The sequence below is a fragment of the Bifidobacterium colobi genome, assembly GCF_018555455.1.
Taxonomy (GTDB): domain Bacteria; phylum Actinomycetota; class Actinomycetes; order Actinomycetales; family Bifidobacteriaceae; genus Bifidobacterium; species Bifidobacterium colobi.
On record NZ_JAFEJU010000001.1, the window covers coordinates 198,255 to 223,262 of the forward strand.

Below are 25,008 nucleotides of genomic sequence, written 5' to 3' on the forward strand. Positions count from 1 at the left end.
AACTTCCCGTGCAGGTGTGCAGATGGAATGGCTGTTAACGTTGTCATAAACGCGGTTCTGCGCTACCGTCTTGTGCTTCGGGCTTGACGGAAAGGGACGAGTATGGTCAGCAATGGCCGGCCCGCTTCAAGGACGAACCACCACACGCGCCGCAGCGTCGGCGACGACCAGATACCCACACGTCTCTCCCTGGCCGTGCCGGCGTATCGGAAAGCAAAATGAGAGAACATGAGCAAGAAGAACATGATGCCCGAACCGTGGAACGACTGGGTCGACGAATGGTCCGCGGACATGCGGCTGCGCAGCCTGAGCGAGAATACCATCAACCTGCGCCGCTACCAGATCGGCGCGTTCGCCCGGCATACCGGCAAGCATCCCGGCGAGGTCACGGCCAGCGACATCCGCAAATGGCTCGGCCGCAAGGGACTGGGCAATGCGGCCAAACGCGGCGACCGATGCATGTTCTCCATGTTCTACAGCTGGGCGCAGCGCAACGGGAAGCGCCTCGACAACCCCGTGGAGGGCATGCCGACCATCAAACGCGAACAGCGCAAGAAGCGAGCCGCACCAGAACAGGCCGTCCTCATCGGCCGCGACAGCAGCGACCCGCGCACCCGGCTGATCATCATGCTCGCCGCCGACGCCGGCCTGCGCCGAGCTGAAATCGCCCAAGTGCGCGGAGACGACCTGATCGACGACGAACTCGGCTGGAGCCTGATCGTCCACGGCAAAGGAGGCAAGGACCGCATCGTGCCGCTAAGTGACGAACTCGCTCGGGAAATCCGCCGCCGCGGACCGGGCTGGCTGTTCCCCGGCGAGAAGGGCTGCGACCACATCTGCGGCGACACCGTATACCGCCTCGTCAAGGACGCCACCGGGTATCCGCCCCACTCCCTGCGCCGCAGGTTCGCCACGGCCGCGTACATCACCTCCAACGGCAACGTCATGGCCATCAAGGAACTGCTCGGCCATGAAAGCCTCGCCACCACGCAGGGCTACATCACCGTCAGCGGCCGCATGCTGCGCACCGTCATCGAGCAGGCCCGCGGATACGAGGCGCGCGGAACTGGCGACGGATAAAGAACCTTCGCTGGCAGTTATGCCGCAAGATCACAAGCGTAGAAACGCAGACTGACGGACGATGAGACTATGGCTGTCATGCGATTGCATGACAGCATGTTGTCCGGCTTACGTGACGGCGCTATATATCGACTTATCACAATGATTGTCGAAGGGGATTCGTCATGGATGGTCGCACGGTATCGGTCAGGCTTTCGGTCTGGTTCGAGGGCGTCAAGTGGCGTATCGCCAGTGGCCGGCGGGCGACGTTGCATTGGTGGTATCTGGTGTTGGCCGGCGTGCTGATCGCATGGCTGGGAGTCGCGGAGGTCGTGGCGTTGCCTTCGTATGGCGGGTATGCGCGGGAGGTGTTCTCGAACCTGTTGGCTGGAGTGCCGTCCGCGCCGCCCGCCGCCGTGCAGGTGACGGTGTTCCAGTGGTCGTGCTCGGCGGCTTGGCTGGTGTCGGCGTATCGGCAGTGGGCTCGTCGCCAGTTCGCGTGGATGATCGTGACGATGGTGTGTAGTCTGTTGTATGTGCCGTTCGTGGTTTATCTGGTGCATGAGGTGATGGACCAGCGTAAGGGAGTCGTCCGTTTGGAGGAGAAGCCGGCGGAACCGGATATCGTTGACGACGATGGGATGGCCGACGACGAGGCGGATGTGCAAGATTCGGAGCCGACGGTTCGTCACGACGAGGTTTTCTCATGAACGCCGCGGTCGAGGCCCGTGGTTTGGTCAAACGGTATGCGTCCGGTCCGACGGTAGGTCCGATCGATTTCGAGGCTTGGCCGGGTCAGGTGCTGGCGGTGGCCGGGTCGAATGGTGCGGGCAAGTCCACCACGCTGCGCATGGTGCTCGGCCTGTCCGCTTCCAGTCAGGGCCGAGCGTTGATTATGGGATGCCCGTACCGGCTGTTGGAACAGCCCGGATTGCATGTGGGCGTGTTTCTGGGTGGACGTCTGGGTGACGAGTCGATGACGGGCGGCGAGTATCTGACGTTCATGGCCGGCATGATGGGATTGCCCGACGTGCGTCGTCGTGTGCGTCACGTGATGCGTGATTGCGGATTGGATCGCTGGCCGAAGGCTCGGATCAAGGGGTATTCCACGGGCATGCGCCAACGGTTGGGAGTGGCTGGGGCGATGCTCGCCGACGCGCCGATCATCGTGTTGGACGAGCCGTTCAACGGACTGGACATCGCCGGCAGGCTCTGGCTGCACGATTTGCTGCAACGATGGGCTCTGCCGGCAGGACTGTTATTCTGGCCGCCCATGAGATCGACGAACTGCAACGCATGGCCACTCACGTGCTGATCATCATGCACGGCAGGCAGATGGCCTACGGTCCGCTCGAACAGGTCATTGCCAATGGTGGTGGCGAGTCGGGAACCGTATTCCGGTTCGCTCCCGATGTGAACGAAACCGGAAAAGCCCTGGTGCTGGATGATCTGACCGCGATGGGAGCCGACGTTCGCTCCTTGGAGAATGGCCTGTATTTGGCCCGACGGATGGATGCGGCCGACGTGTTCTCCGTCTCGGCCAGACGCGACGTTCCACTGGTTCGACTCGACCACGTCGAGCCGACGCTGCGCGATGTGATGATTGGCGTGATTCGCCGGTCTTCGGAAAAGGAAGGCACATCATGAACGGGTGCGGACAGTGTTTGCGACGCATGATACTGCTCATGCGTTACGTGGTATGCCGCCCTGCGCCGCTCATGGCATGGACCGGACTGCCGGTGGCGTTCACCGCGTTCGCCGCACTGGCCAGCGCCTCCGTCCGGCTCATGTTCTCCTCCGATTCCAGACTCGATGGCCTTGCCACGCTCACGGGATTGGGGCCAAGCATCGCCGGGGCGGTCATGCCCATGAGCGAACCCGTGGCGATCATCGCGGCGCTGCTATCCGTCCGCGTCCTGATCAACACGGCCACAGCCATGCCATTGTTCCTGAGCGAACCGAAACGGACGCGACTGTTTCTGACCCTGTGTGCCGACATCGTCGTCGCCGGTTTCCTTGCATCTATAGTCGGAGGGCTTGCCGCGACCGGTGCTTCCCGTCTCATCCTCGGCTCCGTTGTACCGGCGCAGGCATGGCCCGCTCCGCTGTCCGCATCGTTGCTCCTCTGCCTCCCCGTGGCGCTGATACTTACAGGGCGCATGCTTGTCGCCGCCTCACTGTGCGTGGCCTTCAATTCGATTGGCAAGGGCGCGATCGCCTACATCGCCTTGTACTATCTGCTGCCCATCATCGCAGCGAACCTGCCGAACCCTCAGACATTGCACGAGTGGCTGCCTTCCATCGCCGGCACCGCCATACTGGAACAGTCTCCCGGCATGAATCCGACGTTGAGCGGGCTGATCGTATTGGCATACGTCATCATTGCGGTCATCGCCGCATGCGCGGCCCAGACGCAAAGGGACGTCTAAAACCATGCAGAAGGAATCCGCCTATGTCTACGGAGATTCCTGTCATGCGATCGCTTGACATGATGTTGTGCTGTCGGCCGTTCTCGGATTGAATAAGGATTATCGGAAAGTGCCGGCCCTCGAAGAGGAGGATGATCATGACCGATGGTACTTCACACGGCTCCAGTAATAGGCGTTTGTGCGGGAGCGAGGGACGATGGCGTTTGTCCGCTGCGGCCGGAACCTGCGCGTTGTATTCCGTTGTGCTGGCCGTATGCGGTCTTATCCGGTACGGATGGACTACGGAATGGTTCTGGAGTTCCGGATCACAGGCGATCACGTTTCTCCTGCTGGGTGCCGGCTCGCTTGCCGCGAAAGGATTCGCCTATCGCGGCAAGGTGGCCGAACGGCTGGAGCCGGATACTCATGACCGGCTACTCGCCGATAGATCCGACGCTATCGCCGCGAAGATAACATTCATCATCTGCATCAACCTGTGCATCAACATGTTCACCATCGCCTCGGTATTCGGCGTCGAGCCGCTGCAGTATCTGGCATGGGGCTTGGCATTGGCCTGCATGTTGTATGTGGTGGTTTCGATCGTCGCCAAAGCCCAGTACCGAAAGACACTGGAGAAGCCATGAATCAGCAGAAGGACGCAACTGGAATGAAACAGATTACAGCGGACTTCGCGAGCTCCTCGGCTGGATTCCACCATTTGCTTGTAAAAGTGTGGGAGCTTGTAGCGTACGCATTGATCCTTGCAGTGACATTGGTCTTCAACTCGATGCAATTCCCTAAATAGGTGGTCGTCCCACTCGTTCTGGCAATCCTATCGGTCCGGGTCGCCCGAATACTTCTCGCAAAAAGAAGGAAGGATCGGGCGGATAAAGCCTGTGAGCAGGGACATCACATATAGTCAGGTTCCGTAAGTTGGGGGTTCCTTATCCTGTATAGCCGGTTTGCGTGCCTGTCCTGTGAGTGATGACAGCGTGGCAAGCGGACGTGGAATCGTTCGTATGCTGACGGTATCGGTTCGGATCGATGATCGATTTGGAAAACATAGGAAAGGCACAACGAGGAAGATGCGACACTGTCACAAGACGGCGATTGCCATAGTCGCCGCGGTATCGGCGGCGGTCATAGCGGCCGCCTCGCTCATCGTCTGGTATCTCGTCCCGCATTATGAGCGCTCGAACGAGCCGGCAGCCTATCGGATCATCTATTCGGCCATGCTGGAATCGAACAAGGGCGGCGTGCTGACCATTGACCGCAGGGGCGGCATCATTGCGGATGAACGGGTCCCCGAATTGCAGGATGTGTCCGTATACTCGTATGAGAACGGCGAATTCATCGCCGGCGGCCAACGCTCGAACATGCATCTCATCATCGACAAGGATGGCGTGATGCGATCGTTCCATCTATTGGATAATCCGAACTATTCCGGTGTCATGTCCATCGGACCGTATGGCGGCGGGGTCGTGGCGGTGATGAACGGCAACGATTCTCCGGAAGACGACTCGTACCTCAACCTGCTGGTCGTCCAGGACGGTGCGGGCAAAGTCACCGAGCGGAAAAAACTGAAGATCTACACCGAAGGCCAGGCCTCCGACGGGCAGCACCTGTTCATCACCGGTCATGAGCTCACGTTGAGTTCCAACCGATACCAGGGCAAGATCATCCGCTACGGGTTATCCGACCGTTCAGTCAAGGCACAGGTGACCGACGACGCTCTGCTGTACTTGCGGCCGGTCGTATGGAACAATCACGTGCTGGTGGCCGGCACGGACATGAACGGGACTCCCCGGCAAATCGACATGTTCGATGCGAACACCTTGGAACGGACGGACAGCACCACGATCTCCTCGGACTTCCAGACGCTTGTGATCGTTGCGGGAAAGCCATGGGCCGTAGGAACACGGCAAATCTGCCCCGTCATCAAGCAGCCGTTCGGCATCGGTAATCAGTGCATCTCCATGACTACGGGGTCATCGCCGTATGTTTCGCAGGCCATCGTCGTGGACACGCGGATCGTCATGCTGGTCCGAGAGTCCTTGAACCCGGCCGTGAAGGTCCCGGCACGTGGAGTGAAGCAAGTCGGCATCATCGCGGATGCCGACACGACTACCGGCAAGGTGTCGACCACACCCGCGCTTATTCCGACCAACCGCAGCAGCGACAGCATACTCATCACACCGGCGGCACCATAACCGCGAACGAACAACGACATCTCCGTATGTCCGATTTGCACTAGCTCGATATTGAGAGCGATGCATGTTCACCTATCGGCAGGCTTGATCAGGTGCGGATCTCGGCCGATGATTCCTGTTATGTGATCGCTTGACGGCATGTTGTGCGGTCGGCCGTTCCCTGATTGAATGGAAATCGCAAGAGAACCGAGTCCCAACGAAGGGAAGTGATCGCAGTGGGAAAGCCCACTCCTAACACGTCGGTACAAGACGTCAACGCCAGACGATTGGTCGTGATCCTGCTGTGCGCATCCATAGCATTGCAGGCTCTTACGTTTGCGATCCCGGGAGGCGCCTTGAGCCTGCTCTGCCGAGCCGTCGAAGTGTTGCTGCTGGTCATGGCGTTGCTTGCCGCTGTGAAAAGCAACGCTCAGCAAAAACCGCTTCTTGCCATAGGGATTGGCGTAGCTGCAAGTTTGGCGGCTACCGCTCTGGTGATCGCGCTCCTGTAGTTCAAGCTGCTGAACCTGCCGATGGTTCACGGCTTGTTTGGGATGGTGGCATCCAGTTGCCAGTGCCGCTGTTCCGTGTGGATGGTGAAGCTGCCGCCGGCTTTTTCGATGATGGCGCGGTAACGGTCGAGGCCACTGCCCAATCCAAGTTTCCCGTCATGTTCAGTGATGGTGTCGCTGACGGAGATGTGGAGCTCTTCAGTGTCGAAGCTGATGGAGACGGCGTACCATTCGGCCGGGTCAGCGTGCTTGGCGATGTTCGCGTAGAGTTCCGTCAGCAATCCTGTGAGCAGTCGCATCATGCCCGGGGAGAGCGGACGACGGAGTTCACCGAGCAGGTTGTCGCCGGTGAAGCCGAGCGATTCGAGTTTCGTCTCCTCGTCGTCGATCAGGGATTGCAGTTCCGCCTGTTGCACGGTGGCGTGATCTGCGGTCGTTGCCAGCGGGAATGTTGCCGTGCTTCGCGGTTCCGACGGTTCTGACTGCGGATGTTGCTCCGGATGTTCCTCAAGCGAGTCGATGACCTCGTGAGTGTGGGTCATGGCGCGATCGGCCGCGTCGCGCAGGTCCTGAAGCTGCCGCCGATACGTGTGCTCGTCGGCGGGCATGTCTTCGGTTTCGGCGTGGTCGATGCGTAGGATGAGATAGGCGAGATCGTTGCTGATGGTGTCATGCAAATTGCGGGCCGTGTCCTCGTGTTCCTGCTGGCGACGCAGCAGATACGAGTCATTATCGCGCTGCCGCATCATGTGCAGTAACAGTCCGGTCACTAGCGGGAAGCAATAGAGCGCGATATGCATCAACGTAGATACCAGCAGACGGCTGCTACTAGGTGGTGCGGGAGCGACCAGCAACACGAGCAGCATGCCGGTGGCTATTACGCCAGACCGTATGTTGAGATAGGCAAGGAAGCCCGTACAGATAATGCTGATGGCCAGTGGAGTGATCATGAGTGTCATCACCAGCAGTATTTCTCCGCCCACGAGTACCATCCAGAGGAACCATTGCGGGCGGAACATGCCGCCGATCAGACCGATGAGCATCACCAGGACCAGCGCAAGATGCTGCACGCTCACCGTTGAGGAGGCATCCGTCGCAGTCCGAGCCGTGTATTCCGCGATGAGGGCCGCGGCCAGCAGCAAGCAGGTCGTCGAGATGACCGGATGGTCGTTGCCCGGGCCGAGTCGCCCGGCAAGCCGGCCTACAGCAGATCGTATCTGGCGCATGTCTCCAGCACCTCCTTGCGACTGGTCACGCCGAGCTTGTCGGCCGCGCGATGCACGTACGTGAACACGCTGCCCTTGGCGATGCCCAGACGGGCCGCGATCTCGTCGGTGGTGAGCCGCTGCGCGTACAGGCGCAGGATGTCCTTCTCACGCGCGGACAACGAGTCCTTCATGTCCTCGGACATCCTCGCCGGCACCGTGCCGGACGGCAGCGCATGCGCCGAAACCGCGTCACGGAATCCCGCTTCGGACTGAGCGGCGGTCGGCATGCCATGCGCCGCTTGCCGCACGGCGTCAACGATGTCCATCCTGAGCTATTCCTTGGCGAGCAGTCCCTGCGCGCCGGCCGCGATCGCCTCCGCCCGGTAGACGTCCGTCGAATACGAGGTGACGCACACGATACCCACCTCGCTCGTCCTGCGCCGGATGCGCCGGCACACGTCCGCGCCGGTGATGCCGCCCAACGCCATGTCCAATACGAGCACGTCCGGCCTCGTGTGCGCGTTGTGACAGTGCTCGATCGCCACCGCAGGCGAACCCGTGCTCCACACGATGCGCAAATCACGGGACATGGCCGCGATCATCGCGCACATCGCATCCAACGCGAACGGATCATTATCCAACACGCCGATGCGGATCACGTTCGCCGTCTCCGGCTCGTTCCCACCCATGACACCCACTGGGCTGATTCTAGTTGTGGTTGCAACGCCTTTATGTTAGCAAAGTGTTAGGAATCGCCGCCGTAAGTTCCCGCGCATATATGTAACCCGTAAAAACCGGTCCTCGCCCCGCCCTGAATTCATACGATGAAAACGAAATGACTCGATGACGTTGTCGGCAGCCGCGCAGGCCACTCCGGAGCATATGACTCCGCGAGACAGGCAAGGCGGGGCTGCGGAATACGGCACCGGGTCCGTTCGATGATAAGGAGAAAGACATGCCTTGGTGGGTGGATGTTGCCTACGTTGTGAGTACGGTGGTCATCTTCGTCCTGTTCGACCTGTTCGGAAAGTGGGTGGACAGACTATGACGACGTTCTTCACTGTGCTGGGTGTCATGCTGGGTGTCGCGGGAATCGCGTACATGATTTATTCCCTGTGCCGGCCCGAGAAGTTCTGAACCATACCGGACTGTACTTGAGAGATCTTAGGAATCAAAGGTTCATCACATGGTATATGTATTTGCGATCATGGCATTCGCGCTGATTGCCATCATCCTCGCGGCGATATACAAGCCGCTTGGCGATTACATGTTCAACGTGTTCACGACCGACAGGGACCTCTTCTTCGAGAAGTGGATCTACAAGGTCGTCGGCATCGACTCCAGGAAGGGCCAGACCTGGAAGGCGTACCTGCGCGGTGTGCTCGGGTTCTCCCTGATGAGCGTGCTGGTGCTCTACCTGCTGCAGCGCGTGCAGCAGTGGCTGCCGTTCTCGCTGGGCTTCCCGAACGTCCAGGGCCCGCTCGCGTTCAACACCGCGGCCTCGTTCGTGACCAACACCAACTGGCAGTCGTATTCGCCGGACGTCACGCTCGGCTACACCGTGCAGTTCGCCGGCCTCGCCGTGCAGAACTTCGTGTCCGCGGCCGTGGGCATCGCCGTGGCCGTGGCGCTCGTGCGCGGGTTCGCATGGCGCAGGTCGGAGACCATCGGCAACTTCTGGGTCGACCTGACCCGTTGCACGATGCGCATCCTGCTGCCGATCTCCATCGTCATGGGCATCATTCTGATGGCGCTGGGCGTGGCGCAGAACTTCGCCGGGTTCGTGGACGTGAACACCGTCGCCGGTGGCACCCAGAAGATCATGCAGGGCCCGGTGGCCTCGCAGGAGGTCATCAAGGAGCTCGGCACGAACGGCGGTGGCTTCTTCAACGCCAACTCGTCGCACCCGTACGAGAACCCGAACATGTGGACCAACCTCATCGAGATTCTCCTCATGCTCGCCATTCCGGTGGCCCTGACCCGCACCTTCGGCCGCATGGTCGGCGACATCCGGCAGGGCTACGCGCTGCTCGGCGCGATGGTCATCATCTTCGGCATCAGCTTCTTCGCCGTGGTGACCGCCGAATCCTTCGCCAGCGACCCGATCACCTCCCTGACCGGTGGTTCCATGGAAGGCAAGGAGACCCGCTTCGGCATCGTGTGGTCCGGCCTGTTCGGCACCACCTCGACCTCGACCTCCACTGGCGCCGTCAATTCGATGCACGACTCGTACACCGCACTCGGCGGCATGATCTACATGCTCAACATGATGCTCGGCGAGGTGAGCCCGGGCGGCGTGGGCGCGGGCCTGTACGGCATCCTCGTGATGGCCGTCGTGGCCGTGTTCATCGCCGGCCTCATGGTGGGCCGCACGCCGGAATACCTCGGCAAGAAGATCGGCCCGCGCGAGATGAAGATGGCCTCGCTGTACTTCCTCGTCATGCCGATCACCGTGGTGGTGGGCGTCTCCCTGAGCTTCGCCGTGCCGTTCGCACGTCAGTCGATCTTCGACACGTCGCTCAACAACAGTGGCAACCACGGCTTCTCCGAGGTCGTCTACGCCTTCACCTCGGCCGCGAACAACAACGGCTCCGCCTTCGCGGGACTCACCGCCGACACCCCGTGGCTCGACACCACGCTGGGATTGGCGGTGCTCATCGGCCGTTTCCTGCCGATCGCCCTGGTGATCGCGCTGGCCGGTTCGCTTGCCAAGCAGGACAAGGTGCCGGTGACCGCCGGCACGATGAAGACCGACAACGGTCTGTTCGTCATCCTGCTGGTGTTCGTTATCTTCCTGATTTCCGCGCTGACGTTCTTCCCGACGCTTGCTCTGGGACCGTTGGCAGAAGGTTTGGTGGCTTGATATGACTTCCGCAACCGCGAACGACGTCAACAACAGCGCGACCTCCATCGCGAACGACGTCAAGAAGTCCAACGAGCAGTCGTTGGGCGCGATGCTGGGCAAGAGCCTGCCGGATGCGTTCCGCAAGTTCGACCCGCGCAACATGTGGCACAACCCCGTGATGTTCATCGTGTGGGTGGGCGCCGCGTTCCTGACCCTGCTGGGCGTGTGCCAGCTGTTCGACGCCGCCCTCACCGACGGCGAGCCGGTCTACTTCACCTGGATCGTGGCCATCGTGCTGTGGGCCACCGTGCTGTTCGCCAACCTCGCCGAGGCCGTGGCCGAGGGCCGCGGCAAGGCGCAGGCCGACGCGCTGCGCAAGACTCGCACCACCACGCCCGCCCGTCTGGTCAAGGGCTACGACGAGAAGAACGACCCGGACGTGCGCGCCCCCGAGCGCGGCGAGGGTCCATCCTACATCGAGGAGGTCCCCAGCTCGGACCTGAAGCTCGGCGACGTGGTCGTCGTCTCCGCCGGAGAGCTCATCCCCGGCGACGGCGACATCATCTCCGGCATCGCCTCCGTGGACGAATCCGCCATCACCGGCGAATCCGCGCCCGTCATCCGCGAATCCGGCGGCGACCGCTCCTCGGTGACCGGCGGCACCCGCGTGCTCTCCGACCGCATCGTGGTGCGCATCACCCAGAAGCCCGGCGAAAGCTTCGTGGACAAGATGATCGCCTTGGTCGAAGGCGCCAACCGCCAGAAGACCCCGAACGAGATCGCCCTGGACGTGCTCCTGAGCTCCCTGACCATCATCTTCCTCGTGGTGGTGCTGTGCATCAACCCGCAGGCCTCCGCGGTGGGCGCCTCCGTGAGCCTGACGGTGCTGGTCGCCCTGCTCGTCTGTCTCATCCCGACCACCATCGGCGCCCTGCTGTCCGCCATCGGCATCGCCGGCATGGACCGTCTGGTGCAACGCAACGTGCTCGCCACCTCCGGCCGCGCCATCGAGGCGGCCGGCGACGTGACCACGCTGCTGCTCGACAAGACCGGCACCATCACCTACGGCAACCGCCAGGCCTCCGAATTCCACGCCCTGCCCGGCGTCGACCACGACGACATCGTCAAGGCGGCCGCGTTGAGCTCGCTGGCCGATGCCACGCCCGAAGGCCAGTCGATCGTGGCGCTTGCCAAGTCCGACGGCTTCGACGTGGACGAGGTGCCGGGAGCCGTGGCCGTGCCGTTCACCGCCGAGACCCGTATGTCCGGACTCGACCTGCCGAACGGCGACCGTATCCGCAAGGGCGCCACCTCCGCCGTCGAGGCATGGATCGACAGGGAAGGCGGTGCCATGACCACCGAGGTGAGGGACGCCCTGCACGATCGCGTGGCCGCCATCTCCGGCCAGGGCGGCACGCCGCTGGTCGTCGCCGAGCAGTATGCCAACGGCGAGGCCAAGGTGCTCGGCGTCGTCCAGCTCAAGGACGTCGTCAAGAAGGGCCTGAAGGAGCGTTTCGCCGACCTTCGCAAGATGGGCATCCGCACCGTCATGGTCACCGGCGACAACCCGCTCACGGCCAAGGCCATCGCCAAGGAGGCCGGCGTGGACGACTTCATCGCCGAGGCCAAGCCCGAGGACAAGCTCGCCTACATCAAGAAGGAGCAGGCCAAGGGCCAGCTCGTCGCCATGACCGGCGACGGCACCAACGACGCCCCGGCCCTCGCCCAGTCCGATGTCGGCGTGGCCATGAACTCCGGCACCTCGGCGGCCAAGGAGGCCGGCAACATGGTCGACCTCGACTCCGATCCGACCAAGCTCATCGACATCGTGGCCATCGGCAAGCAGCTGCTCATCACGCGCGGCGCCCTGACCACCTTCTCCATCGCCAACGACGTGGCCAAGTACTTCGCCATCATCCCGGCCATGTTCATGGAGAAGTTCCCGGGACTCGGCCTGCTCAACATCATGGGTCTGCACAGCTCGCTGTCCGCCGTGCTCTCCGCGATCATCTTCAACGCGATCATCATCGTGCTGCTCATCCCGCTGGCCCTCAAGGGTGTCAAGTACCGCGCCGAGGCCAGCGAGAAGATCCTGGGCCGCAATCTCAGGGTCTACGGTCTGGGCGGCATCATCGCGCCGTTCATCGGCATCTGGATCATCGACCTGTTCGTCCGTCTGATCCCGGGCTTCTGATCCGAGGATCGACTAGGAAAGAGTGATTGTCATGAAGAATACCATTTCGCTGAACCTGCGCGCCTACTGGGCCGGGCTCAAGGCGGTGATCGTCTTCACCGTCATCGTGATCGTCTACACGTTCGCGATGACCGGCATCGGCCAGCTGGGCATGCCCGACAAGGCCAACGGCTCGATGATCGCCAACGCGCAGGGCGAGGTCGTCGGCTCGTCGCTGATCGGCCAGTCCTTCACGGACGCCAACGGCGACGCGCTGCCGCAGTACTTCCAGTCCCGCCCGTCGGCCGCATCCGACCCGAACAAGGACGAGGACAGCCAGGGCTACTACGCGGCCGCGTCCGCCGGCACCAACAAGGGCCACGCCGACGCCGATTTCATCAAGTCCACCTCGGAGCTGCGCCAGACCATCGCCAAGCGTGAGGGCGTGAACCCCAAGGACGTGCCGGCCGACGCCCTCACCGCGTCCTCCTCCGGGCTCGACCCGGAGATCAGCCCCGAATACGCGGCCATCCAGGTCAAGCGCGTGGCCAAGGAACGCGGGTTGAGCGAGGAGCAGGTCGAGAATCTGGTCAGGAAGTGCACCACCGGTCGTGGGCTCGGGTTCATCGCCGAACCCACGGTGAACGTGGTCCGGCTCAATCTGGCGCTTGACGAGCTCAGGTGAGTCGGCACGCGGTCCGTCGGCGATTCGGCTGACGCGTTGTCGTCGATCGCCGTGGCGGGCCGCGGCCGGCCGCCAGGGGTGGTGATGCGGGGTATTCGCGTCACCACCCCTGACGGCGTTTATCGTATACAGTCGTATTGGAATGTCTGGGAATACAGGGGCTGATGATATGGCACAGGCACGAGGAACGTTCAGGGTGCTGCTGGGCGCCGCGCCAGGCGTGGGCAAGACGTGCGCGATGCTCAGGGAGGGGCATCGCCTGCAGGAGGACGGCAAGGACGTGGTCATCGCCCTGTTGGAGACCCACGGGCGCGCCGCCACGGCCAAGGCCGCCGAAGGGCTCGAGATGATGCCGCGGCGCCGGCTGCGCTACCGTGGCATGTGGCTCGAGGAGATGGACCTGTTCAAGATCATCGAACGGCATCCGCAGGTGGCGCTCGTCGACGAGCTCGCCCACACCAACGCGCCCGGATCGGTGCACAAGAAGCGCTGGCAGGATGTCTTGGACCTGCTCGATGCCGGCATCGACGTGATCACCACCATCAACGTGCAGCACATCGAATCGCTCAATGACGTGGTGCGCGAGATCACCGGCAGCACGCAGAAGGAGACCGTGCCGGACAAGGTGCTGCGCTCCGCCTCCCAGGTCGAGCTGGTAGATCTGCCGCCCGAGGGCCTTCGCGAGCGTTTGGCCGCCGGATTCGTCTACAAGCCCGACCGCGTGGATGCGGCCCTGAGCAACTACTTCCGCGTCGGCAACCTCACCGCCCTGCGCGAGCTGGCCCTGCTTTGGCTGGCCGGGCGCGTGGACGAGGCGCTCAAGGCCTACCGCGAGGAGCACCACATCAACGCCAAATGGGAGACGCGCGAGCGTGTGATCGTTGCGCTGTCCGGCGGGCCCGAAGGCGAGCAGCTGCTGCGGCGCGGGGCCCGTGTGGCCCGGGCGTCCGGTGGAGGCGACCTCATCGCCGTGCACGTCACCCCCGAGGACGGGCTGGCCGGCTCCAACCCCGCCCTGCTCATCAAGCAGCGCGAGCTCGTCGAGGAGCTGGGCGGCACCTATCATCAGATCGTCGGCGAGGACATCTCGGAGGCCCTGCTCGACTATGCGCATGCGAACAACGCCACGCAGGTGATCGTCGGCGTCTCCCGGCGCAACGCGCTTTCGCGTTGGCTGGGCCGGCCCTCCACGCCCAACGGCATCATCGAGAAATCCGGGGACATCGACGTCCATATCGTCACGCACTCGTTCGTCAAACAAGGGCTTCAGGATGCCCTCCTCGAACAGGCATCCGATCGCGTGGAGGCGCAGGGCGGCCGGGTTCGCGTTCGCCATGCTGTCCGTGCTGCTCACCGGCTGGATGCTGTACCGGTTCAGCGCGCCCGCCTATGCGCAGCGCGACGCCCTGGTGCTGCAGATGCTGGTGGTGGTCTCCGCCGTGATCGGCGGGCTTATGCCCGCCATGGTGTGTGCGGTGCTTTCCGGACTGGTGCTGGACCTGCTCTACACGGTGCCCATAGGCGCCTTCCACGTGGTGCGCGCCTCGGACATGGTGACCATCGTGCTCTACGTGCTCGTGGGCATCATCGTCTCCGCGGTGGTGGACCGCGCCGACACCATCGCGCGGCAGGCCCAGCGTGCCAGCGCCGAATCGGAGATCCTGGCCAGCGTGGCCGGGGCGGTGCTGCGCAGCGACGATCCGCTCCAGGCCATCGTGCACCGCACCCGCGAGGCGTTCGGCTTCTCCTGCGTGCGCGTCGTGCAGGGCGGTCACATCATCATCTCGGACGGCGAGCCGGGTACGAAGACGGATTCCGCCACCGACGGAGGCGGAGACGTGGCCGCCTCGGTCGCGGAGCCGGAGACCATAGCCATGTCGGACGCCGGGCCGGAACTCAAGCTGTACGGCAAGCCCGTCGAGGCGTTGGACCAGCGCATGCTGCTGGCCATCCTCTCACAGATCCAGACCGTGCTCGAGCACAAGGATCTGGAGCGCAAGGCCAGAGAGATCGGCCCGCTCGCCGCCGCCGAGAAGGTGCGCACCGGCCTGCTCAACGCGGTCAGCCATGACCTGCGCCGTCCGCTTGCCTCGGCCACCGCCGCCGTCTCCGGCCTGCAGCGCATGGGCGACACGATGAGCGCGCGGGACCGCAAGGAACTGCTCAACGTGGCCTCCAACGGTCTGAAGCAGCTCACCAAACTCGTCACCGACCTGCTCGACGTCTCGCGCATCCGCGAGGGTGCGCTGCCGCTGTCGCTGGTGGCCACGGACGTGGGAGAGGAGATCATCCCGCTGTTCGACGAACTCGGCATCGGGCCGTGGTCCATCGACCTGGACATCGCCCCCGACCTGCCGCTGGTCGTGGCCGACCCGGCCCTGCTCCGCCGCGCGCTGTCGAACGTGCTGGTCAACGCGATGCGGTTCACCCCGTCCTCCAAGCGGGTACGGCTGTCCGCCTCCTCGTTCAACGGCATGGTCGAGATCCGCGTGGCCGATCAGGGCCCCGGCGTGCCCGACTCGCGCAAGAACGACATCTTCCTGCCGTTCCACCGGCTCGGCGACACGGACAACACCACCGGTCTGGGTCTGGGCATGGCGCTGTCGAAGGGGTTCGTCGAATCGATGGGCGGTTCGATCAGTCCCGAGGACACGCCGGGCGGCGGCCTGACCATCGTGATCACCCTGCGCGTGGCCGACCAGAAGCTGCGCGCCGGACAGCCGATTCCGGCCGGCGACCGGCCCAATCCGGCCGACATCCTTGCCAAGGACACGCTGAACGTGTCGGGGGCCATGTCCGATGTGATCCTGCCGCTGCCGGGCAGTGGGCAGTCCGACGAGCGCGGGCTCGACCGGTTCATCAACTACGGCATCATGCGCGGCGGCAAGGATGCGGGGGATGCGGACGCCGACGATTCCGGCTCCCCGGCCGACGGCGACGCCGGGGCGGGTGCGGAGTCGGCGTCGGGCTCCGATTCCGCACCCGACGAGCGGCGGGACGCTGCGGACGCGGATGTTGACGAACAGCGCTACGACGGCGTTTCCGCAGACGGCCTGCGGTCTGGCGAGGAGCCGGCCTTGATGGATGTCGTCGACGCCGGCACCGGTGATAGAACGACGGGCATGGGCCCGTCGATGACGGATTCGGGAGAGGAGGCACGCCGATGAAGATTCTGGTGGCGGACGACGATCCGCAGTTTCTCAAGGCGTTGAAGATCACCCTGCACTCGCAGGGCTACGACATCGTCACCGCGCGTGACGGCGTCGAATGCATCACGGCGGCGGTCGAGGAGCATCCCGACCTGTTCGTGCTGGATCTCGGCATGCCAAGGATGGACGGCATGGGCGTGATCCAGGGCGTGCGCGGCTGGACCGAGGCGCCGATCCTGGTGGTGTCCGGGCGCACCGACGCGCGTGAGAAGGTGGCGGCGTTGGACGCGGGCGCCGACGACTATGTGACCAAGCCCGTGTCCATCGACGAGCTGCTGGCCCGCATCCGCGCCCTGCTGCGCCGGGTTTCGCAGGAGAACTCAGCGGAAAGCGAGACGCCGCTGATGCGGTTCGGCGACGTGACCGTGGACCTCAACGCGCACGCCGTGTTCCGCGGGGGAGCGGGACGCGAGATTCGCGTGCGGCTCACACCCACCGAGTGGAAGGTGCTCGAAGTGCTGGTGCGCAATGCCGGCAAGCTCGTGACCCGTCAGGACCTGCTCACCTCGATCTGGGGGGCGCAGCACGTCAAGGACACTGGTTATCTGCGACTGTATGTTTCGCAGCTGCGCAAGAAGATCGAGCCGGACCCCGCGCGGCCCAGATACCTGAGGACGGAGACCGGCATGGGCTACCGTCTCGACATCGAGGGCGGGCCGGAGGCCTGAGACGCGGGTGCGGTTGCGCTCCGCTGGACCCCGGTCGGGCCCCCATGCGACGGCCATCACGCGATGACGTCGGCGGTGGCCTCAGGGATGGCGCGAATCACGTCGCCCGCCACGATGGGGTGGCCAAGCGTCATGACCCGCTGACGGCGGCCGTGCCCCACCAGCTCGGGCTCCTGCCAGCCCTGCTGCTCGGATTCCGAGGCGATCGCCGCGGCCATGCCATGCAGGTAGGCGGCGGACGCCACCGTCTCGGCCGTGGTGATCTCGGCACCCTGCTGCGCCAGCAGTGCGCCGGCGAGCCCGGCAAGCACGTCGCCGACGCCGGCGGTGGCCCGCCATGTGGGGGCGCTGCCGGAGACATAGACGTGGTCCTCATCCACGACGATGGTCACCGCGCCCTTGAGCAGCACCGTCGCGCCGGTCAGCTCGTGCGCGTGGCGTGTACTGGCGAGCGGCTGGGACACCACATCCTGCGCGGTGAACCGTGACGAATCGGTGGAGCCGGCGTGACGCGGCCGGCCGGTCCGCTCCGGTGCCGCGGCGATCGCGTCCGTCCCGTCCCGGCCGTCCGTCGGTGCGTCGGTCCCCAACGCACCGGATTCGGCGGTGCCGGCGTCGGCGCGGACGGCGGCACCATCGGAAGCGGGGCCGGCAGGGGCGTCCTCCGTCGTCTCATCGGCCTGAGCGGCGCCCGACCTCGGCGACGAATCGGCCTCGAGCCGGTTGAGCAGCGCCGCCATCTCGCCGGCGTGCGGCGTGATCACCACCTGACCGGGCACAGATAACGCCCGAATTCTTGCGCACTTTGGTCTGGCCTTGAGATAGGGGCATGGCCCGTGTCCTGTGTACGTTTTTCTGTCGCCAAACAAGATGAACCGCGATTGGAAAGCAGGACACGAAGCCATGTCACATCGGATGTATAAAGATTGACCATGCAGGGTGCCCATCCGTGTCACAGCCGACGTATGGAATCGCGCATCACCGGAGGACAGTCGATGCGGATGGTTCTCGAAAATCCCGCACGATCGGGGGATTCTACGTCTTCCAGCAGCATCTTCACCCCGACCACGCCAAGCTCATAATGAGGCAGTTGCACCGTTGACAACGGCGGCGACATATGCGCGGCAATGACCTCCTGGTTGTCGAACCCGACCACTGAAAGATCATCGGGGATCCGCAGACCACGATCACGCAACGCATCGTATAATCCCATGGCCACACGGTCATTATGACAGCACACACCGGTCGCCCCGGTCTGCACCACCTGCTCGGCGATTCGCATGCCGCCTTCTTGATACGGCATGGTGTCGAACATCAGACTCTCGTCCGCGGGGATGCCAGCCTCCTCAAGTGCCGCAAGATATCCGGCGCGTCGCCCCGTTCGGGCGGGTGAGATGCTGGTCGAATTCACAAAGGCGATTCGCCGATGCCCGGCATCGATCAGCATCTGCGCCGCGGCCTTGCCGCCACGGAATTCATCCGGGACCACCGCCGTGACCTCGCTGTTCGGATCGCTGCAATTCACCAGTACCGTGGTGACCTGCGTCAGCTCCGGCGGCATGGTGATCTCATGGTGGTACCACGTCGAGTAGATGACACCGCTGACGTTGTGCTCCATGAATTCCTCGATGGCACGACGCTCAAGGTCACGGTCGCCCTCGGTGTTGGCGATCAACAGTACATATCCACGCTTCCAGGCCTCTTCCTGAGCGCCATGGATGATCTGTCCCGCGAACGGTGTCGTCGCGATGGAATCCGCCACCAGACCGATGAAATTCGATCGTCCGCGAGCCAGTCCCTGCGCCAGGGTGTTCGGCCGATATCCCAACTCATCGATGGCCTTGAGCACTCGGGCGCGCGCGTCCTTGCCGATGCGCGCGCCCGGCTTATGGTTCATGACCAACGACACCGTGGATACCGAGGTTCCGGCCGCCGCGGCCACATCCTTCAACGTCACGGAGGAACGTTTCCCGTTCTTCCGCTCCCGCGAGTTCTCAGATGCGGGGTCTGCTATTCGCTGCACTGCCATCGATCATCCCTTGGTCGCGCCACCTTCCAGGCCTTGGATCATAGCCTTGTTCAAGACCAGGAACACCAACATCAATGGTGTAATTGTGACACAAACGGCGGCAAAAGTAGCAGTCCAGTCCGTGTTGCCCATCGCCCCGATGTAGTTCTGCAAGCCAAGCGGAATGGTCTTCAGATCATCGGTTAGCACGAAGGTGTTCGCGAAGATGAATTCATTCCAGATGAAGATGCTGTTGACCAGCACCACCGTCACGATCGTGTTGAGCGACAGTGGCAGTGTGATCTGCGCGAAGATGCGGTACGGGCCGGCGCCGTCGATCGATGCGGCCTCATAGGTCTCCGAGGGAATGTACTGGTAGAACGAGCTGAACAGGAACACCGACATCGGTATCGAGAAACCGGCCAGCGGGATGATCATCGACCAATACGTATCCAGTAGACCGACCTGCGAATAATCGATGAACAACGGCACCAGCGAGATCTGCACGGGCACGATGATGCCCATCATGAAGATCATGCGGATAATCTTGCCGCCCTTGAATCGCAGCACTTGCAAAGCGTATGCCGCCATCATGCCGAGAATCACGATGAAGAAGTTCGAGCCGAAGGTCACGATGACGCTGTTCAGGATATACCGACCAAGGTTTCCCGATTCAAAGGCACGTGCATAATTATCGAGCGTGAACTGCTGCGGTATGCCGAACGGATCCCCCGCAGCGAAATCATGCTCCGTGCGCACGCTGGTGATGAACAGCCATAGCAGCGGATACACCTGAATTACCATGATGATCGCGATCAGCACCCACGTGATAATACGATGCACCGTGATACGCCGATGATGCCGATATCCTTCCACGTTATTGAAGGATTGCTTATACCAGGATCTCATGCTCGGCAACGATTCCACACCCGTCATTCGTCCACCTTCCTTTTCATCAGTCCGAAGATCAATCCGACCGCGACCAGGCATTCGACCACGATGAACACCGACATCGCGCTGGCATACCCGTAATTCGTGTTCGTGAACGCGGTACGGTACATGTACGTGGTCACGAGCTGCCCATGGCGGCCATTCGACAGCAGGTAGGGGATATCGAAGCCACGCAACGCATATGTCACGGCCATGACCACCGTGGTGATCCACACCGGCCGAATGTACGGGAAACGAATCTTGGCGAACAGCTGCCATTCGTTGACACCGTCGAGTTTGGCCGCCTCCTCGATCTCGGCCAGGATCGACATGAACGCGGCGTAGATGATGAGCATGTACAGACCGGAGAACCGCCAGCCTTCCGGGACGGACACTGCCGCAAGCACCGTATGGGTGTCGGACAGCCACGGCCTTGCCAGATCACCAAGCCCGACCACTTGCAGCAACCGGTTCAGTAGGCCCACCGGATCCATCGAATAGATGCGCTGGAACAGGAAACCGATGGCGACGGTCGAGATCACCGCCGGCAACAGGTACAGCGTCTTGATGACTTCACGGCCACGAGTGAGCTGCATGAGCAATGTGGCGACCAGTAATGCGCCACCGAGCTGCAATACCAGACAGATCATCATGTAGATCATGGAGTTGCCGAACGCTTGCCAGAACACCGCGTCACCAGCAAACATCTTGGCATAGTTACCCAGACCGACGAATTGCATGTCGCTGATGCCGTCCCACTCAAAGAAGCTGAGAAACAGCGACTGGATCACCGGCATCAGCACACCGAGGCCATAGAACAGCAACGGCGGCAAAAGGAATATCAACACTGATTTTTTCGAACGATACGGCAGCATGGAGGCTCCTTGCAATCTTGGAAGGCGGCGGGAGATGACCGTTGCAATGGCAGTGCTTTGGGTAACCGGCCATCCCCTGCCGACATATATATTCGCGAGCGTTACTCGGCGAAGGCTTTCGGACCGTTCTCAGCGATGACTCCGTCCATCGTGTCGATGAACTCGTCCACGCTCACATCGCCCTGCACCAGCAGCACCAGTTCCTGCTGGAGTCGGGTGTTCGAGGTCGAGTCAAGCTGAGTGTCCCACGGCATCGCGGTAACATCGCCGACATTGTCCGATTCATCCACCACGCGCTGGTAGAGATCCGTGGCATTGCTTGGCAGCGTGGTGCCATCACCGGTAGTGGGGTTGACCTGGCCGGTGGCTCCATACACCTTCGGGTACTGCTCAAGCGCATACTTCAGGAAGTCGCGAACAAGCGGGTCATATCCCTTGGTGTTGACGGCCATGCCGATACCGGACGGCGCAACATACTCGTTCTGCGTTGTGGCACCTCCATCGGTGACCGGTAGCAGGAAGTAGTCGATCTGATCGCGCACCGAGGCGTCCAAATCTTCGGTGCCCAGCGTCGGCAGATCCCACGAGCCGGTGTTGTAGATCGCCGCTTTACCGGAAGTGAACAGTGCCTGCGCATCCGCATATCCAGTGGAGGAGAAGCCTTCCTGGAAGCAGCCCGACGATCCGAGGTCGGCCATCCATTGCACGGCCTTCCGGCCGGTCTCATCCGACAACTTGGCCTCGCCCTTCTTGAGCTTCTTGATGTAGTCATTGCCACTCTCCCGGAACGGGTAGTAGGCCATGAACCTCTCCAGCGGCCACATATCCTGGCCGTCCATGGTGATCGGAGTGATACCGGCCTTATTGAGCGCGGCACACATCTGAGGTATGTCGTCAAGCGTCTTGGGGATGTCCACTCCCGCCTTGGCGAGCAGCGCCTTGTTGTAGAAGAACACCTCCACCTGAGATTCAAACGGCACCATATACAACGAGCCATCATCAAAACGCTGGTAGTCCAAGGCGGACGTGCGATAGTCATCGTACAGACCCATGTCCTTCAGCATCGCCTCGACGTCCACCATGCTGCCTTTCTTCGCCAGCTTCGCGGCGAACGGCGTGGCATCGATGTCGAAGAGCTCCGGCAACTTGTTGGCGGCGGCAAGCGTCTCCAGTTTCTGGATGTAAGACGGTCGGTCTGGCGTGGTGATGAACTTCAGCTCAAATCCTTCGTGATCCTTCGCGTAGTCCGCGGCGATCTGCTTCATCGCCGTGATCACGCCACCGTCCACCGGGCGGGACAGCAGCCACGATATCTCGTGCGGTTTGATCTCGCCTTCGGGATTCACATCGTCCGGTTTCACTGAGGACGTACTGGTTCCGCACCCGGACAGTACCAGCGCAGCAGCGGCCAATACGGATACGGCCAGCGTTTTCATGGTTCGCATCGTAATCATCTCCATTGATTGATCAGATTTGTTGTTTACGAGTATGTATGTGGTTGGATGTTGTTCGAGACGACCGGTATCGCCTGATGTCTACGTAGGGGTAGCGGCACCTCCCTTTCCAAGGAACGCGGCCATTGCCGGGAACCTTTACTTCGTCTCTTCCGTATTCCTGGTGAGGACCGCGAAATCAGAGAAGCGGGTTACGCCGTCATTGGAGAACACGCCGAACGATGATCCCCATGATGTTTCCAGACGCGTGCTCAACATGACATCCTGATCGAGATTCACTACGCAGATATCATCTTCGATGATGATGTCAAATTCATGCCTTCCCACCGGCAGATCGCACGGTCTTTCCAATTCGACGGCAAAGGGAACATCACCGGAAATCTGCCATTGCTCGCCGCCGGTCCGAGGTCTCGGCCACCGATCCACCACCATACGGCTACGCTTGGGCTCAAACCGGATGATATGGCCAAGGTCGCCGTCCTTGCTGGCCTTCACGATCACTCCGGCATCGGCACGATCCTCGCCGATCTCGAACGTGCCGTGCAGCAACGCGCATCGTGGCACATCGAGGTCGAACATCTTCGCATCATATCCGTCCGAGCGCCCCACGGCATGGTTCCCCACGTCGTTCCACATCAGATCGGAGAAGGCGGACTTGACTTCATGGGGAATACGGAACGACAACGAACCGTCTGCGTTCTGTGTTCCCTCCGACACCGACATGGTGCCGGCCCATTGCCAGGCACCCTCATCGGATTCCCCGATACGGCTGGGGATCCAGCCGAAAAACAATCGTCGACCGTCGCGCTGCGCGGTCTTGGCCGCGTAAAACGCCCGACCGTCCACGCTGTCCTTGCCGCTCGAGGGAGCGACCCACGGCCCTTCCAACGAACGGGACATACGATAACGCGTCGCAAAAGCGTCTGAGAACTCCGAATACACCAGATACCACCAGCCGTTCCAGAAGAACACATCCGGGCATTCCTGCGTAATATATCGACCGGGATCCCATAACGGTTCCGCTATCTCCCAGCGAGACAGATCCTTGGATACGCACTGGGCGACCACGCCGCGCCTTCGATCGGCACCGGACGTATGCCGCGCAGCGAGCACCAGTCGCCAAATCTTCGATTCCTCATCCCAGAACACGAACGGGTCACGCCAGTCGCTCTGCTCATACCCTACGGGAGCGCCGAAGATATCCGCAGGAATCTTATGCCATGTCGCCATGCCGTCTTCACTCACCGCATGCATCACCCGCTGCAGGGGCAGACCGTTGTCACCGCAATGACGTGGATTATGACCGGTATAGAACAGGTGATGACGACCATCATGGTCTTTGACTACGCTGCCGGTATACGCGTTGAAATCCGGATCCTGAGCCGTGCCGTGCACCAAACGATCGCCGCGGTCCTCATAATGCACAAAGTCCTTGGTCGTCACCAATCGCCAGCTCATTCCCTCGCGTGGGGATTCCCTACGCTCATGTAGGTAGAACAGATGGAACTCCTCCCCTTCGCAGTAGGGAATGACGTCGCCCACCCATCCTTCGGCCGGTTTATAGAAGATCGTATTATTCATTTCCTTAGCTCCTTTGCTAAAGCGTTTGATCAATGTGATAGTTATATTAGATCACCAAAAATCAACCTTGTCAACAAGCACATCGTAGGAAATACGACCCTATTGATAAAACGCTTCATCTATAAGCGTTTCGACCCGACACGCCGATGGAAGAGAGTCGCCCATCCTCCTATCGACAAATCATCAAACTGTTTTGACGCTCCTATCAAACCGGTATAACTTAAAAGTTAACGGCACCATTCTGGACGGCAGAGAGTATTCCGGCGGTCGATTGCCACAGGAGAGCATACGCATGGTCAAGGAAGCGAATGCGACTCTGCAATTGGATCTGGGAACACGACTTGATGATCTGTACGATCAGCCTCATAGGGAGATGGACAACGAGAGCGGTACGCTGGTCATCATCCGTGATGCTGATTCCTCGGAATGGCATTTCTTCGAATGTCTGATCTGAAAGGATCTTCCATGAAGTATCTGCTTATCATCGATATGCTGCCCACATACGGGCTATTGTGCTACCTGCTGGTTAGCATTTGCATCACGCTGGCGTTTCGCTGGCTTGCGCATGCGTGCGAAGACCGGCGACGACTGCGTTTCACCGTCATCGCACTGCTGATCGGTTCGTTGCTCGTTGCCCTGCTTGCTGGTTGTGCGTACACCATCGCTATGCCATATGCACAACCGGACATGGTTGATTTCTATCGTGCATACCGTCCCGCCGTGTTGGTGTTCCTCACGGGATTGTTCTGTGTGCAGTCCGTGTTCGGTGTCGCCGCCGTGCAAGCGCCCCGTAAACGACATAATGTCTGAAAGGATTCGAGATATGCTTCTTTGTCTGATCGGTTTATTCCTGCCGATAGTCCGGTGGTGCTTCTCCATGTATGGGTTCGCGAAGAACGGTCAATTGGAGAGGAATTATCAGGTCGGCATCAAGACCCGCTGGACCATCGCCTCGGACGAAACATGGGAATACATACACCGCAAGTATGCGTTCGTGTTCCTCGGCTGTGGTGTTCTGACCACTCTGATGCCATTAGACGTACTGGTCGGCATGATTGCAACCCGTGACATTAATACCATGAACATGATCTGGTGGTGGATGCTTCTTGCACTTGCCGCCATGCTTGTTGCTTGGCTTGTCGCATGCGGCACCATCGCGAATTTCGACGCAAAAAGGCATTACCTGGAATCGAACATATGAAGA

Annotated in this window: 24 protein-coding genes and 2 pseudogenes; 17 read left to right on the forward strand and 9 right to left on the reverse strand. The window is 61.6% G+C overall.

Annotated features, from left to right (window positions below):
• Nucleotides 1–228: 228 nt before the first annotated feature.
• The 8 genes from JS530_RS00870 to JS530_RS00900 all read left to right on the forward strand — a co-directional run bounded on the left by JS530_RS00870 (nucleotide 229) and on the right by JS530_RS00900 (nucleotide 6,168).
• The gene (locus JS530_RS00870; protein WP_214358579.1) at nucleotides 229–1,080 is read left to right on the forward strand and encodes a tyrosine-type recombinase/integrase; all 852 of its coding nucleotides are present in this window, start codon (nucleotides 229–231) and stop codon (nucleotides 1,078–1,080) included.
• A gap of 164 nt (nucleotides 1,081–1,244) precedes the next feature.
• Nucleotides 1,245–1,769, forward strand: coding sequence for a hypothetical protein (locus tag JS530_RS00875; protein WP_240541018.1), 525 nt, complete (start codon nucleotides 1,245–1,247; stop codon nucleotides 1,767–1,769).
• Nucleotides 1,766–2,374 (forward strand): ATP-binding cassette domain-containing protein, encoded by a 609-nt coding sequence (locus JS530_RS10720; RefSeq protein ID WP_240541019.1) that lies wholly within the window; start codon nucleotides 1,766–1,768, stop codon nucleotides 2,372–2,374. Before JS530_RS00875 ends, JS530_RS10720 begins: the two co-directional genes overlap by 4 nt.
• Nucleotides 2,356–2,706 carry a hypothetical protein gene (locus JS530_RS10725; protein ID WP_240541020.1) on the forward strand — a complete coding sequence of 117 codons (351 nt, stop codon included), beginning with the start codon at nucleotides 2,356–2,358 and terminating at the stop codon, nucleotides 2,704–2,706. The genes JS530_RS10720 and JS530_RS10725 overlap by 19 nt, the downstream gene beginning before the upstream one ends.
• The gene (locus tag JS530_RS00885) at nucleotides 2,703–3,488 is read left to right on the forward strand and encodes a hypothetical protein (protein ID WP_214358578.1); all 786 of its coding nucleotides are present in this window, start codon (nucleotides 2,703–2,705) and stop codon (nucleotides 3,486–3,488) included. The genes JS530_RS10725 and JS530_RS00885 overlap by 4 nt, the downstream gene beginning before the upstream one ends.
• 137 nt (nucleotides 3,489–3,625) lie before the next feature.
• A complete protein-coding gene (locus JS530_RS00890) occupies nucleotides 3,626–4,111 on the forward strand; it encodes a hypothetical protein (protein ID WP_214358577.1) in 486 nt (161 codons plus the stop codon).
• A gap of 441 nt (nucleotides 4,112–4,552) precedes the next feature.
• On the forward strand, nucleotides 4,553–5,677 hold the full coding sequence (locus tag JS530_RS00895) for a hypothetical protein (RefSeq protein ID WP_214375393.1): 1,125 nt from the start codon (nucleotides 4,553–4,555) through the stop codon (nucleotides 5,675–5,677).
• A gap of 215 nt (nucleotides 5,678–5,892) precedes the next feature.
• Nucleotides 5,893–6,168 (forward strand): hypothetical protein, encoded by a 276-nt coding sequence (locus tag JS530_RS00900; protein ID WP_214358575.1) that lies wholly within the window; start codon nucleotides 5,893–5,895, stop codon nucleotides 6,166–6,168.
• A gap of 26 nt (nucleotides 6,169–6,194) precedes the next feature.
• On the opposite strand, the gene JS530_RS00905 is transcribed toward JS530_RS00900, so the two are convergent.
• The 3 genes from JS530_RS00905 to JS530_RS00915 are packed head-to-tail and all read right to left on the reverse strand — an operon-like array spanning nucleotide 6,195 to nucleotide 8,065.
• Nucleotides 6,195–7,394: a histidine kinase gene (locus JS530_RS00905; RefSeq protein ID WP_240541021.1), complete on the reverse strand. Its 1,200-nt coding sequence runs from the start codon at nucleotides 7,392–7,394 to the stop codon at nucleotides 6,195–6,197.
• A complete protein-coding gene (locus tag JS530_RS00910) occupies nucleotides 7,370–7,702 on the reverse strand; it encodes a response regulator transcription factor (protein ID WP_214358574.1) in 333 nt (110 codons plus the stop codon). The genes JS530_RS00905 and JS530_RS00910 overlap by 25 nt, the downstream gene beginning before the upstream one ends.
• Before the next feature lie 6 nt (nucleotides 7,703–7,708).
• The gene (locus JS530_RS00915; protein WP_240541022.1) at nucleotides 7,709–8,065 is read right to left on the reverse strand and encodes a response regulator; all 357 of its coding nucleotides are present in this window, start codon (nucleotides 8,063–8,065) and stop codon (nucleotides 7,709–7,711) included.
• Between the two features lie 497 nt (nucleotides 8,066–8,562).
• Here JS530_RS00915 and kdpA point away from each other — a divergent pair, with 497 nt between their 5' ends.
• The 6 genes and pseudogenes from kdpA (at nucleotide 8,563) to JS530_RS00945 (ending at nucleotide 16,956) form a co-directional block, all read left to right on the forward strand.
• Nucleotides 8,563–10,239, forward strand: a complete 1,677-nt coding sequence (gene kdpA / locus JS530_RS00920; protein ID WP_214358573.1) for a potassium-transporting ATPase subunit KdpA — start codon at nucleotides 8,563–8,565, stop codon at nucleotides 10,237–10,239.
• A 1-nt stretch (nucleotide 10,240) separates the two neighbouring features.
• Nucleotides 10,241–12,415, forward strand: a complete 2,175-nt coding sequence (gene kdpB, locus JS530_RS00925; RefSeq protein WP_214358572.1) for a potassium-transporting ATPase subunit KdpB — start codon at nucleotides 10,241–10,243, stop codon at nucleotides 12,413–12,415.
• Between the two features lie 31 nt (nucleotides 12,416–12,446).
• A complete protein-coding gene (gene kdpC / locus JS530_RS00930; RefSeq protein ID WP_214358571.1) occupies nucleotides 12,447–13,079 on the forward strand; it encodes a K(+)-transporting ATPase subunit C in 633 nt (210 codons plus the stop codon).
• A gap of 238 nt (nucleotides 13,080–13,317) precedes the next feature.
• Nucleotides 13,318–14,235: pseudogene (locus JS530_RS10730) on the forward strand (universal stress protein); the annotation flags it as partial.
• A 178-nt stretch (nucleotides 14,236–14,413) separates the two neighbouring features.
• A complete protein-coding gene (locus JS530_RS00940; protein WP_240541023.1) occupies nucleotides 14,414–16,246 on the forward strand; it encodes a sensor histidine kinase in 1,833 nt (610 codons plus the stop codon).
• Nucleotides 16,243–16,956, forward strand: a complete 714-nt coding sequence (locus JS530_RS00945; RefSeq protein ID WP_214358569.1) for a response regulator — start codon at nucleotides 16,243–16,245, stop codon at nucleotides 16,954–16,956. The genes JS530_RS00940 and JS530_RS00945 overlap by 4 nt, the downstream gene beginning before the upstream one ends.
• A gap of 56 nt (nucleotides 16,957–17,012) precedes the next feature.
• Here the strand turns inward: JS530_RS00945 and JS530_RS11010 are convergent.
• From JS530_RS11010 to JS530_RS00975, 6 genes and pseudogenes are all read right to left on the reverse strand, one after another.
• A pseudogene (locus tag JS530_RS11010) lies at nucleotides 17,013–17,735 on the reverse strand (NAD(P)H-hydrate dehydratase); the annotation flags it as partial.
• 173 nt (nucleotides 17,736–17,908) lie between these two features.
• Nucleotides 17,909–18,985: a LacI family DNA-binding transcriptional regulator gene (locus JS530_RS00955; protein WP_214358568.1), complete on the reverse strand. Its 1,077-nt coding sequence runs from the start codon at nucleotides 18,983–18,985 to the stop codon at nucleotides 17,909–17,911.
• A gap of 3 nt (nucleotides 18,986–18,988) precedes the next feature.
• Entirely contained in the window at nucleotides 18,989–19,900 is a 912-nt protein-coding gene (locus JS530_RS00960; RefSeq protein WP_214375395.1) for a carbohydrate ABC transporter permease, read from the reverse strand.
• Nucleotides 19,897–20,769 carry a carbohydrate ABC transporter permease gene (locus JS530_RS00965; protein ID WP_214358566.1) on the reverse strand — a complete coding sequence of 291 codons (873 nt, stop codon included), beginning with the start codon at nucleotides 20,767–20,769 and terminating at the stop codon, nucleotides 19,897–19,899. The genes JS530_RS00960 and JS530_RS00965 overlap by 4 nt, the downstream gene beginning before the upstream one ends.
• Before the next feature lie 101 nt (nucleotides 20,770–20,870).
• Nucleotides 20,871–22,214 carry an ABC transporter substrate-binding protein gene (locus JS530_RS00970; protein ID WP_214375396.1) on the reverse strand — a complete coding sequence of 448 codons (1,344 nt, stop codon included), beginning with the start codon at nucleotides 22,212–22,214 and terminating at the stop codon, nucleotides 20,871–20,873.
• Nucleotides 22,215–22,361: 147 nt separating this feature from the next.
• The gene (locus tag JS530_RS00975) at nucleotides 22,362–23,804 is read right to left on the reverse strand and encodes a glycoside hydrolase family 32 protein (protein WP_214358564.1); all 1,443 of its coding nucleotides are present in this window, start codon (nucleotides 23,802–23,804) and stop codon (nucleotides 22,362–22,364) included.
• A 292-nt stretch (nucleotides 23,805–24,096) separates the two neighbouring features.
• On the opposite strand from JS530_RS00975, the gene JS530_RS10735 reads away from it, so the two are divergent.
• From JS530_RS10735 to JS530_RS00990, 3 genes are read left to right on the forward strand one after another with little or no spacing between them, the layout of a single operon-like run.
• Nucleotides 24,097–24,258 (forward strand): hypothetical protein, encoded by a 162-nt coding sequence (locus JS530_RS10735; protein WP_240541024.1) that lies wholly within the window; start codon nucleotides 24,097–24,099, stop codon nucleotides 24,256–24,258.
• A gap of 11 nt (nucleotides 24,259–24,269) precedes the next feature.
• Nucleotides 24,270–24,614, forward strand: coding sequence for a hypothetical protein (locus JS530_RS00985; protein WP_214358562.1), 345 nt, complete (start codon nucleotides 24,270–24,272; stop codon nucleotides 24,612–24,614).
• A 13-nt stretch (nucleotides 24,615–24,627) separates the two neighbouring features.
• The gene (locus JS530_RS00990) at nucleotides 24,628–25,005 is read left to right on the forward strand and encodes an SdpI family protein (RefSeq protein WP_214358561.1); all 378 of its coding nucleotides are present in this window, start codon (nucleotides 24,628–24,630) and stop codon (nucleotides 25,003–25,005) included.
• The last annotated feature ends 3 nt before the right edge of the window (nucleotides 25,006–25,008 follow it).